The 12,991-nt window shown below is 70.7% G+C and carries 11 protein-coding genes; all 11 read right to left on the bottom strand.

All coding sequences use genetic code 11. The annotated features are described in order from the left end of the window. Positions 1-340 precede the first annotated feature (340 nt). Positions 341-1,210: an isocitrate lyase/PEP mutase family protein gene (locus tag AC1DYD_RS02030; protein ID WP_478171066.1), complete on the bottom strand. Its 870-nt coding sequence runs from the start codon at positions 1,208-1,210 to the stop codon at positions 341-343. Further along, positions 1,200-2,630, bottom strand: a complete 1,431-nt coding sequence (locus AC1DYD_RS02025; protein ID WP_478171065.1) for an FAD-dependent oxidoreductase — start codon at positions 2,628-2,630, stop codon at positions 1,200-1,202. Before AC1DYD_RS02025 ends, AC1DYD_RS02030 begins: the two co-directional genes overlap by 11 nt. Then, positions 2,627-3,241 (bottom strand): cysteine hydrolase family protein, encoded by a 615-nt coding sequence (locus tag AC1DYD_RS02020; RefSeq protein ID WP_478171064.1) that lies wholly within the window; start codon positions 3,239-3,241, stop codon positions 2,627-2,629. The genes AC1DYD_RS02025 and AC1DYD_RS02020 overlap by 4 nt, the downstream gene beginning before the upstream one ends. Continuing rightward, positions 3,238-5,307 carry a hydantoinase/oxoprolinase family protein gene (locus AC1DYD_RS02015; RefSeq protein ID WP_478171063.1) on the bottom strand — a complete coding sequence of 690 codons (2,070 nt, stop codon included), beginning with the start codon at positions 5,305-5,307 and terminating at the stop codon, positions 3,238-3,240. Before AC1DYD_RS02015 ends, AC1DYD_RS02020 begins: the two co-directional genes overlap by 4 nt. Then, the gene (locus tag AC1DYD_RS02010; protein ID WP_478171062.1) at positions 5,304-6,998 is read right to left on the bottom strand and encodes a hydantoinase B/oxoprolinase family protein; all 1,695 of its coding nucleotides are present in this window, start codon (positions 6,996-6,998) and stop codon (positions 5,304-5,306) included. Before AC1DYD_RS02010 ends, AC1DYD_RS02015 begins: the two co-directional genes overlap by 4 nt. A gap of 2 nt (positions 6,999-7,000) precedes the next feature. After that, positions 7,001-7,969: a Bug family tripartite tricarboxylate transporter substrate binding protein gene (locus AC1DYD_RS02005; protein WP_478171061.1), complete on the bottom strand. Its 969-nt coding sequence runs from the start codon at positions 7,967-7,969 to the stop codon at positions 7,001-7,003. Beyond that, positions 7,966-9,357 carry an MmgE/PrpD family protein gene (locus AC1DYD_RS02000; RefSeq protein WP_478171060.1) on the bottom strand — a complete coding sequence of 464 codons (1,392 nt, stop codon included), beginning with the start codon at positions 9,355-9,357 and terminating at the stop codon, positions 7,966-7,968. Before AC1DYD_RS02000 ends, AC1DYD_RS02005 begins: the two co-directional genes overlap by 4 nt. Further along, positions 9,347-9,859 (bottom strand): LeuD/DmdB family oxidoreductase small subunit, encoded by a 513-nt coding sequence (locus AC1DYD_RS01995; RefSeq protein ID WP_478171059.1) that lies wholly within the window; start codon positions 9,857-9,859, stop codon positions 9,347-9,349. Before AC1DYD_RS01995 ends, AC1DYD_RS02000 begins: the two co-directional genes overlap by 11 nt. A gap of 129 nt (positions 9,860-9,988) precedes the next feature. Further along, positions 9,989-11,275: a 3-isopropylmalate dehydratase large subunit gene (locus tag AC1DYD_RS01990; protein ID WP_478171058.1), complete on the bottom strand. Its 1,287-nt coding sequence runs from the start codon at positions 11,273-11,275 to the stop codon at positions 9,989-9,991. Continuing rightward, positions 11,272-12,225 (bottom strand): tripartite tricarboxylate transporter substrate binding protein, encoded by a 954-nt coding sequence (locus tag AC1DYD_RS01985; protein WP_478171057.1) that lies wholly within the window; start codon positions 12,223-12,225, stop codon positions 11,272-11,274. Before AC1DYD_RS01985 ends, AC1DYD_RS01990 begins: the two co-directional genes overlap by 4 nt. Before the next feature lie 40 nt (positions 12,226-12,265). Next, on the bottom strand, positions 12,266-12,976 hold the full coding sequence (locus AC1DYD_RS01980) for an ABC transporter ATP-binding protein (protein WP_478171056.1): 711 nt from the start codon (positions 12,974-12,976) through the stop codon (positions 12,266-12,268). Positions 12,977-12,991 lie beyond the last annotated feature (15 nt).

The following is a 12,991-nucleotide window of genomic DNA, read 5'->3' as shown; positions in this document are numbered from 1 at the left end:
AACGAGCGCGATTGTCGAGCCCGATGCAGTTCGAAAGCGTGGCCTATGTCCGCTATGGCCCGACGAGATTTCCTTTCTTTTGGAAGAGTTTTCGCAGAAGTTCATGCGAGCACCTTCATGTTGGGCGCATTGAGTCGCAGGCCTTAATCAGCCGACACACACCCGTGTCTATTCCGGCTCGATCCCTCCTCTACCCGTGCGTGGAATGGACGCTCGTCGAGCGAGCCTCGATCGATTTCCCTACTTGCCGTTTTTCGTGAAAGACGCCGACTCGGTCAACGTTCTCTCCTGCTTTCATCAGCATCACGATCCCCGCACGCTGCAGGAGTCGCTGGGTCTCTCAGGCTTGCTCGTAGCGCCGCCCCGCCGCCATCAACTCCGGCGTGCCGATCACCGCATTGAGGCCGTCGAAGTCGAGCATCCGGTCGCGCCAGGGCTGCGTCGTGCGGTGCGCGTGCAGGCTCGCGTAGTAGCCCTGCAGCGTATGCACCACCGCGCGGGCCGTGCCGCCCGGAAAGATCGCGATGCGGAAGCCGTGCGCCTGCAGCGCATCCGCGTCCTGCACCGGTGTCTTGCCGCCCTCGACCATGTTCGCCAGCAGCGGCACGCGGTGCGCGAATCGCTTGCAGGCCCGATCCATCTGCTCGGGCGAGCGCAGCGCCTCGATGAACAGGGCGTCGACGCCGGTCTCCAGGTAGGCCTCGGCGCGGTCGAGCGCGGCATCGAGCCCCTCGACCGCGAGCGCGTCGGTGCGTGCCAGGATCAGCGTGGCGTCGGAAGCCCGCGCGTCGAGCGCCGCCTTCAGCTTGCCGACCATTTCGCGCTCGGGCACCACGGTCTTGCCGTCGAGATGGCCGCAGCGTTTCGGGAAGCCCTGGTCCTCGATCTGGATCATCGCGGCGCCCGCGCGCTCGAAGCCACGCACGGTGCGTTGCGTGTTCAGTGCATTGCCGAAGCCGGTGTCGGCATCGACGATCACCGGCAGGCCGACGCGCTCGGTGATGCGCGCCAGCGTGTCCTCCACCTCGGTGAAGGTGGTGAGCCCGACATCGGAGCGCCCGAGCCGCGTGTAGGCGATCGAGGCGCCAGAGAGGTACAGCGCCTCGAAGCCGGCCTGCTCCGCCACCAGGGCGCTGAGTGCGTCGTAGACACCCGGCGCCAGCACGATGTCATTGCGCGCGAGGCGCGACTTGAATGATTCATCGGCCATGGGATGCCTTCCTTTCCTTGACCAGTGCGGCGGCGGTGCGCGCCGCGATAGAGCCGCCGGCGACTGCGCTCAGCAGGCCGTTGCCCGAGAGATAACCCCAGACCTCGTCGCCCGAGACGCCGCCCGCGGCGCCGCCGGCCGCCAGCAGGTTCGGCAGCGGCGTACCGTCCTGCCGCAGCACGCGCGCATCCGGCGCGATGTCGAGTCCGCCTTGCGTGTGGAACAGTGCGCCCGTGACCTTGACCGCGAAGTACGGCGCGGCCAGTGCGCGCTGGCAGACGCGGCCATCGGGCTGCGGCGTACCGGCCTGCAGCCCGTCCAGCGTCGATTGCAGCGCTACCGCCTCACAGCCGATGCAGGCCGCCAGTTCGGCCATGCCGTCGCAGCGCCTGAGCGCGCCGGCCGCCTCGGCCTCGCGGAAATCTGGGAAGCCGCGCGCCAGTTCGAGCAGCGGCGCATCGAACACGTTCCAGGCGACAGCGCCTGGCTGCGCCAGCACATGCACCGCAGCTTCGGAGTAGCCCTGCGTCTCGTCGTGGAAGCGCCGGCCCTCGCGGTTGATCTGCACGCCGCCTTCCGTCATCACGGCCCAGGACATCAGTGCGCCCTGCGGCGTGACCCAGGAGCCATGCCCCTGATAGCCGCCGAGGTCGCGCAATCGGGCGCCGATCGCCTGGCCCCAGAGAATGGCGCTGCCGTCGTTGCCCACATGGCCGCCGAAGGCCGCTTCGGCCATGTCGGGCAGCAGCGCGCGGACCATCGCGGCATTGCCGCCGAAGCCGTTGCAGGCCAGCAGCAGTGCGTCGCAGGCCAGCGTTTCCTCGTGGCCATCGGGACGGCGGTAGCCGATGCCGATTACGCGGTCGGCATCGTCGCACCACAGCGTGTCGACCAGCGCCCGCGTCAGCACCGGGATGCCCGCCGTTTCCACTGCCGCTTGCAGCCGCGCCATCAGTGCCGCACCGGTCTTCTGCGGCAGGGCATGCATCCGGTGGACGCTGTGGCCGGGATAGAGGAAGCCGTCGAGCACGATCCAGTCGAGGCCGTGCCTGGCCTGCAGGGCATCGAGTGCCGGTCCGATGGCCTCGGCATACGCCAGCACCAATGCCGGTGCCGCGCCGCCATGGGCCTTGGCCTGGATGTCGACCGCGAAGCGCGCGGGACTGTCACCCTGGATTCCCTGCTTGAGCTGCGCGCGCGTGCCGGGCGCGGGGATGAAGCCCGACGACAACGCGGTCGAGCCGCTCGGCACCGCATCGCGCTCGAGCAGCACGCATTCGATGCCCGCATCGTGCAGCATCAGCGCCGCCGTGAGCCCGCAGGCGCCGGCGCCGACGATCGCCACCGGCACGTGCATCTCGGCCTCGACGTGCGAAGCACGTCGAATGCGGCGCACCGGACCCTCCGATTGAATCGTCATGCCAGCAACTGCACGAAGGCCGCGCAGTCCACCACCTCGGCCACGTTGCGCATGTCGGCCAGCGCGGTCTCGTGCCGCTCCTCGCCGAAGGCCGCGCAGCCGTCGGCCAGCACCAGCGTGCGGTAGTCGCGCATGTGGGCGTCGCGCACCGTGCTCGCCACGCCGCCATTGGTGACGATGCCGCACACCGCCACGGTGTCGATGCCGGCGCGGCGCAGCACCCAGTCGAGCTGGGTGTTGAAGAAAGCCGAGTAGGCAACCTTGCAGACCGCGACATCGACCAGGCCGGCCAGCGCCTCGACGTTCGCCTGGCCCCAGCTGCCGGGCGCGAAATCGCCCCTGCGAAGGTACGGGCGCAGCGCCTTGAGGTGCGGCGACACCATCGGCTCGCCGGCCGCGTCGGGCCACAGCGTGAACTGGCTCGCGGCGACCAGCCCGCCTGCGGCCTTGAGGGCGCGCGCGACAGCCGCCACCCGGTCGGGCAAGAGCAGCGCGGGCGGGTTGCTGTCGCCGCCTCGGGCGTAGGCACCCTTGGCGTCGAGGAAATCGTTCTGCAGGTCGATCACGACCAGCGCGGTGCGCGACCCGCGGACCGGCACGGCGCCGCTCATGACAGCCTCACCAGCAGGTTGCCATGCGCATCGACCTCGGCATGGAAGCCGGGCTCGAGCCACACGGTGGTGTCGGCCTGTTCGAGGATCGCCGGCCCGTCGACGCGCGAGCCGACCGGCAGCGCGAGCCGCGCATAGCGCAGCGCCTCGCGCCATTGCCCGTCATGGAACACGCGCTGGGTGCCCAGCGGCGCGATGCTGCCCTCGCCTTCCGGCGCCAGCACCGCGAGATCGAACTTGGGCCGTACGCCGATGCGGGCATAGCGCAGGTTCATCACGCGGATGCCGATGCCGTCGAGCACGCGGCCGAAGGCGGCGCTGTAGCTGGCTTCGAAGGCGGTGCGGATGGCTTCACGCGTCAGGGCCTGCGCCGCGGCTGCCGGCAGCACCACCGGCAGCGTGTGGGTCTGGCCCGCATAGAGCATGTCGAGTGCGATCACCTCGCGCACCTCGTCGAAGCGCACGCCCGACGAATCGAGCCGCTGCTGGCAGGCCTCGGCGAGTTCGGCGATGCGCCGGCCCAGTTGCGCGACATCGAGTTCGTCGAGCGGGCGGTTGAGGGTCTGCACCGCGTCGTGCCGCATGTCGGCGATCACGCAGCCGAGCGCCGAGGTGACGCCGGGGTAGCGCGGCACGATGCCGATGGCGACGCCGACCTCGCGCATCATCGCGCACACATGCAGCGCACCGCCGCCGCCGAAGGGCATGTAGGCGAAGCGCCGCGGGTCGTGGCCGCGCTCGATCGACACCAGCCGGATCGCGCCGGCCATGCGCGCGTTGGCCACCGTGAGGATCGCCTCCGCCGCCTGGTACACGTCCAGGCCCAGCGGCTTTGCGACATGCGCTTCGATGGCCTGGAAGGACTTCTCGGCATCGAGCGCCGCCAGCAGGCCGCCGCCGAGCGGCCGGTCGGCGGCGATGCGGCCGAGCAGCACGTTGGCGTCGGTCACGGTCGGGCGCATGTTGCCGCGGCCGTAGCAGGCCGGGCCGGGGATGCTGCCGGCCGACTCGGGGCCGACCTGCAGCATGCCGCTGGCGTCGACCGAGGCGATCGAGCCGCCGCCGGCGCCGATGGTCTCGATCTGGATCATCGGTGAGCGGATCACCATGCCGAACTCGATCGCGGTCTGCGCCGCCAGCGCCGCCTCGCCGTTGGCGACCAGCGAGACGTCGAAGGAGGTGCCGCCCATGTCGCCGGTGATCGCGTTCGGAAAGCCCGCCGCCCGCGCGATGGCCGCGCAGGCGATCACGCCGGCCGCCGGGCCCGACAGCGCGGTGCGCACCGGCAGGTCGCTCGCGGTCTGGCGCGACATCACGCCGCCGTTGCTCTGAACCACCAGCAGCTCGCCGTCGAAACCCTGGCCGCGCAGGTCCGACTCCAGCCGTTCGAGGTAGCTGCCGACCACCGGCTGGAGCGCCGCATTGAGGGTGGCGGTCGAGCAGCGCTCGAATTCGCGGATCTCGGGCAACACCTCGCAGGCCGAGGTGACATAGGCGTTCGGCCACAGCGCGCGCACCGCGGCGACCGCCAGCCGCTCGTTCTCGGGGTTGGCATAGGTGTTGATGAAGAACACGCAGACCGCCTCGCAGCCGGCCTCGAACAGCGCCCGGGCCTGGGCCCGCACCTGGTCGAGATCGACCGGCGTGTGCAAGGTGCCGTCGGCCAGCACGCGTTCGTCGACCTCGCGCCGCAGGTCGCGCGGCACCACCGGCACGAAGCTGCCGCGCAGGCCCCAGGTCTCGGGCCGGTCGCGCCGGCGCATCTCGAGCACGTCGCGAAAGCCGCGCGTCGTGATGATGCCGGTGCGCGCCACCTTGCGCTCGAGCAGCGCGTTGGTGCCGACCGTGGTGCCGTGCACGATGGTGGCGATGGCCGCTGCCGAATCGGCCACGCGCGCCACGCCGTTCATGAAGCCGCGCGCTTCTTCGCCGCGCGTTGAAGGCACCTTGACGATGCGCGCCGTTCCCTCGCTCTCGTCGAGCACGAAGAGGTCGGTGAAGGTGCCGCCGACGTCCACGCCGACGACCAGGCGGCCCGCCGCCTTGCTTGTGTTCTCTGCTGTCATTGCGCGGCCTTCTTGTCGGTTGCTTCGCCGTTGTCCACATAGCCCATGGCCCGATCCTGCGCACGCTTCTCGCTGCTGCGCTTGTCAGGCGCGCCCCAGCCGCCGCCGCCCGGCGTCTCGAGTCGCACGCGTTCGCCGCGTGCGAGCCGGATGCCGTGCATCTTCGACACCATCGGCGGACGGTGCCAGGCACCGTCGTTCTCGTAGCTGAAGACGTTGACCGCACCCGGGCCGCCGCCCGCGATGCCCTTGGGCGGCGAGCTGCCGCGCTCGCCGAAGACGTAGACCTCGGCATCCTTTTCGAGCAACTCAATCTCGTAGATGGCGCCGAGGCCGCCGCGGAACTGGCCGTCGCCGCCCGAGTTCGGGCGCAACGACCATTCGGTGAAGCGCACCGGATAGGCGGCCTCGAGGATCTCGAGCGGCGGGATGGTCGCGGTCGAGATCGGCGCGTTGGCATGCGAGAGCCCGTCGCCGCCCGAATGGCCGCCGTGGCCGCCGCCGAAGAAGCTGAACATCACCCAGCGCTGGCCCTTGCGGGGTCCGTCGCTGCGGTGGCCCGCGATCGACAGCGCATTGATGGTGCCGTAGGCCTGCGCCACGGCACGCATCGGGTCGGCCCGCGCGGTGGCGCTGAAGATCACGTCGATCATGCGCAGGATGGTCTCGGTGTAGCCGCCGACGGGCCTCGGGCGCTCGGCGCTGATCACCAGCTTGTCGGGGATCAGGAAGTCGACCGCGTCGAGCACGCCGGCATTCGCCGGCACGTCGGGGAAGACATGCTTGAGCGCCACGTAGCAGGCCGCGATCGCGGTGGCGCGCGAGATGTTCACCGGGCCCGCGCATTGCGGCGAGGTGCGCGAGAAATCGAGCAGCAGGCGGTCGCCCGCCACCGTCATGTCGAGCGCGATGGTCAGCGGCGCGTTGACGATGCCGTCGTTGTCGAGCACGTCCTCGAAGCTGTAGCGGCCATCGGGCAGCGAGGCGATGTGCGAGCGCATCAGGCGCAGCGCGCGGCTGCGCAGCTCGCCCATCGCCTGCAGCACCCGCGCGTCGCCGTATTCGTCGAGCAGGCCGTGCAGCCGCTTGGCGCCGAGTTCGAGCGCCGCAAGCTGGCCGTTGAGGTCGCCCCACAGGCTTTCGGGCAGCCGCGTGTTGGCGCGCAGGATCGCCAGCACGTCGGGGTCGAGCACGCCGTCGCGCACGATGCGCACCGGCGGGATCTGCACCGCCTCCTGCCAGCACTCGGTGGCGGCCGGGTTGTAGTTGCCGGGCACCGCGCCGCCGACGTCGTGCCAGTGCGCGGCCGAAGCCATGTAGCAGTAGAGCTTGCCGTCGCGGAAGAAGGGCCGCACCAGCTTGAAGTCGTTGGCATGGGTGCCGCCGTCGTACGGGTCGTTGCTGATCCAGATGTCGCCATCCTTCATGCCGCCGCGCGGCGCGGCGGCGGCCGCGGTGGCGCGCACCGCGAAGGCCATCGCGCCGACGAACACCGGCAGGCCCGACTTGCCCTGCACCAGCGTGTCGCCGCTCGTCGCGTCGTAGAGGCCGTGGCAGGCGTCATGGGCCTCGGCAATGATCGGGTTGAAGGCGCTGCGGTAAAGCGTCGCGTCCATCTCGTCGGCCACCTGCTCGAGGCGGCCGCGCAGCACGGCCAATGTGACCGGGTCCATCGTGTGTGATTCGTTCATGGTCAATCCACCCTCGCCCCGCTGCTCTTCACCACCTTGGCCCATTTGTCGATCTCGCGCTTCAGGTGCGCGGCGAATTCGGCCTGCGTCGAGCCGACCGGCTCGGCGCCGAGCGCGGCGAGCTTGTCTCGCACGTCGGGCAGCCGCAGGATGCGCTGCACTTCGTTGGAGAGCTTGTCGACGATCGGCTGCGGCGTGCCCTTCGGCGCGAACAGGCCGGACCAGGCGTCGGCGTAGAAGCCCGGGTAGGTTTCGGCAATGGTCGGCAGGTCGGGCAGCGCGGGTGCGCGGTGCAGGCTGGTCAGCGCGATGGCCCGCAACTGGCCGGCCTTCACGTGCGGCAGCGCGGACGGCAGGCCGTCGACCATCATCTGCACCTGCCCGCCCAGCAGGTCGGAAACGGCGGGTGCGCTGCCTTTGTAGGGCACGTGCGCGATGTCGATGCCGGCGGCCGACTTGAGCATCTCCATGCCCAGGTGCGCGGCGGTGCCGTTGCCGAGCGACGCGTAGTTGAGCTTGCCGGGTTCGCGCTTGGCGAGCGCCACCAGTTCGGCCAGGTTCCTGGCGGGCACGGACGGATGGACCACGAGCACGTTGGGCACCACGGCGACCTGGCTGATCGGCACGAAGTCCGCGACCGGGTCGTAGGGCATCTTGCTGTAGAGCGAGGTGTTGATCGCGTGCGAGCCGGTGACGCCCATCACGAGCGTGTAGCCGTCGGGCGCGGATTTGGCGACCAGGTCGGAGCCGACGTTGCCGCCCGCGCCCGCGCGGTTGTCGACCACGACCGGCTGGCCCCATTTCTCGCTCATCTTGGTGGCCACCAGGCGCGCGGCGGCATCGGTGGCGCCACCGGGCGGGAACGGCACGACGATGCGGATCGGCTTGCCGGGGAAGTCGTCGGCCTGTGCGGCGGCGAGGAGCGGCACGCAGACGAGGACGGCGGTCGCGAGTTGGCGCAGGAGTTTCATGGGCGTTCGGTGGATGAGGATTCGGTCAGCTGCTGCCACAGGAGGCGCAGGGCGATGTCGGGGACGTCGAGCACGGTGTCGCAGAACGAAGCCGCACGATCGGCCGCGATGCTGCGCGCGGCGTAGTGCCCGAACTTGGCGCACAGCGCAGCGCGGTCGAGCGGCTGGGACGCGTCGCCGGGGATGGTGTCGACCGCCTGGCGCAGGCGGGTGGTGGCGGCGTCGGCTTCCTGCGTGACTTCGAGCGTCGCGCCGCGCTGGCGGCGCTCGGTCAGGTCGGTGTCGACGCGCAGTTCGACGAGCGCTTCGAGGCGGCGCAGCTCCGGGTCGTCGAAGCGCGCAGGCTCATAGACCGAGGGGTCGATGTCGCCGAAGCGCAGCATCGCCGCGACGCCGAAGGACAGGCTGAACTGCGCCTGGATCGGCGTGCGCGGCGCGCGATTGCCACAGTAGACCGTGGCCTCTTCGTAGACCGTGAGAACGATGGCGCGGACCGACTGCGTGCCTGTGGTCAGCAGCGCGCGGATGCCCCGCGCCGCCACGGCGCCGTAGTGCACATGGCGCACGGCCGCAAAGGGCTTCAGGTAGGCGTCGAGCAGCAGCGTGGTGTCCGCGGCGGGTAGCGCTTGCGGCGCGGCGGCCGCATGCGCGCTCGCGTAGTGCGCGAGCGCATCGGCAGGCGCATCGATGCCGGCCGCGCTCGCGAAGGCGGATTGAAGCCCGAGCATCGCGCTGTGCGCGAGGTAGGTGTTGCGCGCCGTGCGGCCGGATGCGACCGGCAGGTAGAGGCTGGTCGCGAGCTGGCAGGCCGCGATGTCGATCGCCTGCACGATGCCCGCCGGCGGCAGGCCGAGCAGGCGGGCGACACCGGCGGCAACGCCGAGCGCGGGCCAGTTGGCGTCGACGTGCATGCCGGGACCGATGCGCAGCCACGCGCCCGCGCGGGCCCCCACTTCGTAGCCGAGCACGAAGGCGTCGACCAAGCCGCCCAGCGTCGCGCCGCGTTGCACGGCCAGCGGCAGCAGCGCCGCGATCAGCGCCACACCAGGCCGGCCGTGCGCGAGCGCGTGGCCCTCGCAGGCCTCGTCCCAGGTCGCGGCCATGGCCAGCACCTGCGCAGCGCCGTGCAGGCCGATCGCCGGGCCGCTGGGGAAGCGGAAGGCGCCGGGCTCGATCTCCGCGAGCATGGATTCGAGGCGCCGCACCTCGTCGGCGTGGCGGCCGGCGATCGCGCAGCCGATGGTGTCGAGCAGCAGGCGTCGCGCCTGCTGCGAGGCCGCGGGCGACGATGTGCCGCTGGCGTGCAGGGCCACGGTGGCGTGAAGCACCGCCAGATGCGCGTCCCAGCGACGTGCGTCTTCGGCGGCGGCGCGGTGGTCAGTCGGCATGGGCGTTCTTTGCGGCTTGGCGCAGGCGCAGTTGCTTCAGCAATCCGCCCGCGCGCACCATGTCCATCAGGAACGAAGGCACGGGCTCGCACGCCAGCGCGCGGCCGTCGGCGCCCAGGATCGCGGGGCGTTCCACGTCCAGCGATACCGGCGCGCCGTCGGACAGCGACTCGGCCTCGGCGCACGTGAGCAGCAGCAGGCCCACGTTGAATGCATTGCGGAAATAAAGCCCGCTGTAGGAGGGCGCGATCACCGCGGCCACGCCCAGGTGCACCAGCACGGCGGCGGCCTGCTCGCGCGAGGAGCCGATGCCGAAGTTGGGCCCGGCGACGATCACGTCGCCGGCGCGCACCTCGCGCGCGAACTCGGGGCGCACGGCTTCGAGGCAATGCCGGGCGATGATGTCGATGCCGTGTTTCATCGCATGGCCCGGCGCCAGTGCGTCGGTGTCGACGTCGGGGCCGAGGCGCCAGACGCGATGGCGTACCTTTTCTTCACGCATGTCGGCTCCCTCCACGTCGCGTGAAACCGGCGCGGCCAAGCCCAGGGATACCGCGGATCTGGCTTTGCCAGGCCGCTGGTATCGCCCCCTCGAGGGGGTAGCGCCGAAGGCGCATCGGGAGTGAGCTTTTCATGCCAGCACCTCGCGCGGATCGGTCACGCGGCCGCGCAGCGCCGACGCCGCGACGGTGTAGGGCGAGCCCAGGTACACCTGCGCGCTCGGCGAGCCCATGCGGCCCTTGAAATTGCGCGCGGTGGTGGAGATGACCGTCACATCGTCTCCCATCGGATCTCCGTAGCCGGAGCAGGCGCCGCAGGCGGTCGGGAAGAGTTCGGCACCGGCATCGAGCAGCACTTGCAGGACGCCCTCATCGCGCGCCTGTTCCTGGTCGCGCAGGCTGGCCGGCGCGACCATGAGCCGCACGCCGCCGGCGACTTTGTGGCCGCGCAGCACTTGCGCCGCGGCGCGCAGGTCGTCGAGCTTGGCGCCGGTGCAGGCGCCGATGTAGGCGACGTCGATGGGCGTGCCCGCATAGCGGCTCACGCCATGGGCATTGGCCGGGCTGTGCGGCGCCGCGACGTAGGGTTCCAGCGTGGCGGCGTCGAAGCGGTGGCGCGTGAACACCGCGTCGGCATCGGTGAACCAGGGCGCGGTATCCACCGGTGGCGCACCGGCCTCGGCGAGGAACGCGGAGGTGGTCGCGTCCGGCGCGATCAATCCGACCTGCGCGCCCAGCTCGGCGCTCATGTTCGACAGCGTCATGCGCTCCTGCATCGACAGCGCCGTGACCGCCGGTCCGCAGAACTCGACCGCCTGGTAACGCCCGCCGTTCATGCCGAAGCGCGCCAGCATGTGCAGCATCATGTCCTTGGCAGTCACGCCGGCGGGCAGCGCGCCGTCCCACCACATCCGGATCGTCTCGGGCACGCGCAGCCAGATCTCGCCGGTGACCACCACCCCAAGCATCTCGGTGCTGCCGACGCCGAACATGTAGGCGCCGAAGGCGCCGCCGGTGGGCGAATGCGAGTCGCCGCCGACGCACAGCATGCCGGGGCGGATGTGGCCATGTTGCGGCACCACTACGTGGCAGATGCCCTGGCTGTCGTAGACATGCGGCAGTTGCTGGTCGCGTGCCCAGTCGCGCGCGATGCGCACGATGCGGCGCGAGTCCTCGTCGCGCTCGGGCACGTAGTGGTCCATCACCAGCACGATGCGCGAGCGGTCCCAGATCTGCGCCCCGAGTTCTTCGAGCATCGGCTGCAACCGGCGCGGTCCCGAGGAGTCGTGGAACATCGCCATGTCGACCGCGCAGGTGACGATCTCGCCCACCGCGACGGTCTCGCGGCCGCAGGCGCGCGCGATGAGCTTCTGCGCCAGCGTTTGCGCACGGGTGGTGGCGGAGGTCGAGGCGGTCATTCCGGCTTGGCTCCGGAGTACTTGACCACCTGGGCCCAGCGCTTGATCTCGCTCTGGACGAAGGGGCCGAACTGTTCCGGCGTATTGCCGACCGGAATCACGCCCTCGCTGTCGAAGCGCTTGCGCATCGCCGGCTCGCCGATGGCCTGCCGTGCCGCGTCGGCGATGCGGCGCGTGAGCTCGGGCGGCATGTGCGCCGGCCCGAACAGCCCGAACCAGGCGCTCGACTCGTAGCCGGGCAAGGTCTCGGCGATGGCCGGCAGGTCCGGGAACTCGGGCAGGCGCCTGGCCGAGGTCACGCCCAGCGCCTTGAGCTTGCCGGCCTTGATGTGCTGCTGCACGTTGCCGACCGCCGCGAACATCAGCTGCACCTGGCCCGCGAGCACGTCCTGCACCGCCGGCGCGGTGCCGCGGTACGGGATGTTGACGATGTAGACGCCCGACTGCATCTTGAAGGCCTCGCCGGCCATGTGCAGCGAGGAGCCCAGCGCGCCGATCGCGAAGTTGAGCTGGCCCGGCTGCGCCTTGGCCAGCGCGATCAGCTCGCGCACGTTGCTGGCCGGCACCGACGGATGGGCGACCAGGATCGACGGCGAGGTCGCGACACAGGTCAGCGCCGTGAAGTCCTTCACCGGGTCGAAGGGCAGCGTGGGGTAGAGCGTCGCGTTGATCGCATGGCTGGTGAAGCTCATCAGCAGCGTGTTGCCGTCGGGCGCCGCCTTGGCGACCGCATCGGCGGCGATGTTGCCGCCGGCGCCGGGCCGGTTCTCGACGATCACCGTGCGGCCCAGCACCGGGCCCATGCCGGCCGCGAGCGTGCGCGCGATGGTGTCGGTCGAACCGCCAGCCGGCGCACCGACCAGGACGCGCACGGGCGCGTTGCCGACCTGGGCCTGGGCGGCGCCGGCCAGTGCCGCGGCCGACGCGATCAGGATGTCTCTGCGTTTCATGGGTGTCTCCTGTGGGTGTTCCCGGCCGGCGTCCCGCGGCTCACAGGCCGAGGTAGGCGCGGCGCAGTTCATCGCTCGCGAGCAGTTCGTCCGGCGCGCCCGAGAAGCGCACGCTGCCGTTCTCCAGCACGTAGGCGCGGTCCGCGATCTCCAACGACTGGCCGACGTTCTGCTCGACCAGCAACACCGCCAGGCCGCCATCGCGCAGTTGCCGGATCAGCGTGAACATCTCCTCGACCAGCAACGGCGACAGGCCCAGCGAAGGCTCGTCGAGGATCAGCAGCACGGGCTCGGCCATCAGGCCGCGGCCGATGGCCAGCATCTGCTGCTCGCCGCCGCTCATGGTGCCGGCGTTCTGGCGGATGCGCTCGCGCAGGCGCGGAAAGATGTCGAACACCTTCTCCAGATTCGTCGCCCGGCGCTCGCGGGCCCGCGTGAAGGAGCCGAGTTCGAGGTTCTCGAGCACGCTGAGGTTCGGGAACACCTTGCGGCCTTCGGGCACCTGGATCAGGCCGGCCTTGACGACCTCCCGGTAGTGCGCGCCGCTCAGGTCCTTGCCGTCGAAGCGCACGCTGCCGCTCCAGGCCGGGCAGAGGCCGCAGACCATCTTGTTCAAGGTCGACTTGCCGGCGCCATTGCTGCCCAGCAGCGCGACCATCTCGCCGGCATTCACCTGCAGGTCGACGCCGCGCAGCACCTCGACGCGGCCGTAGCCGCCGCGCAGGCCCTGGATTTCCAGCAACGCAGTCATTCGAATACCTCCGTG

Source organism: Variovorax sp. P4_B11, assembly GCF_056402355.1.
Note: the sequence above shows the minus strand (reverse complement) of the source record. Positions and strands in the feature narration are given on the sequence as shown.

Coding starts and splice junctions, on each gene's coding strand:
- AC1DYD_RS02010 (WP_478171062.1), bottom strand. CDS start 6,998: ATGAACGAATCACACACGATGGACCCGGTCACATTGGCCGTGCTGCGC.
- AC1DYD_RS01985 (WP_478171057.1), bottom strand. CDS start 12,225: ATGAAACGCAGAGACATCCTGATCGCGTCGGCCGCGGCACTGGCCGGC.
- AC1DYD_RS02030 (WP_478171066.1), bottom strand. CDS start 1,210: ATGGCCGATGAATCATTCAAGTCGCGCCTCGCGCGCAATGACATCGTG.
- AC1DYD_RS02000 (WP_478171060.1), bottom strand. CDS start 9,357: ATGCCGACTGACCACCGCGCCGCCGCCGAAGACGCACGTCGCTGGGAC.
- AC1DYD_RS01995 (WP_478171059.1), bottom strand. CDS start 9,859: ATGCGTGAAGAAAAGGTACGCCATCGCGTCTGGCGCCTCGGCCCCGAC.
- AC1DYD_RS02025 (WP_478171065.1), bottom strand. CDS start 2,630: ATGACGATTCAATCGGAGGGTCCGGTGCGCCGCATTCGACGTGCTTCG.
- AC1DYD_RS01980 (WP_478171056.1), bottom strand. CDS start 12,976: ATGACTGCGTTGCTGGAAATCCAGGGCCTGCGCGGCGGCTACGGCCGC.
- AC1DYD_RS02005 (WP_478171061.1), bottom strand. CDS start 7,969: ATGAAACTCCTGCGCCAACTCGCGACCGCCGTCCTCGTCTGCGTGCCG.
- AC1DYD_RS01990 (WP_478171058.1), bottom strand. CDS start 11,275: ATGACCGCCTCGACCTCCGCCACCACCCGTGCGCAAACGCTGGCGCAG.
- AC1DYD_RS02020 (WP_478171064.1), bottom strand. CDS start 3,241: ATGAGCGGCGCCGTGCCGGTCCGCGGGTCGCGCACCGCGCTGGTCGTG.
- AC1DYD_RS02015 (WP_478171063.1), bottom strand. CDS start 5,307: ATGACAGCAGAGAACACAAGCAAGGCGGCGGGCCGCCTGGTCGTCGGC.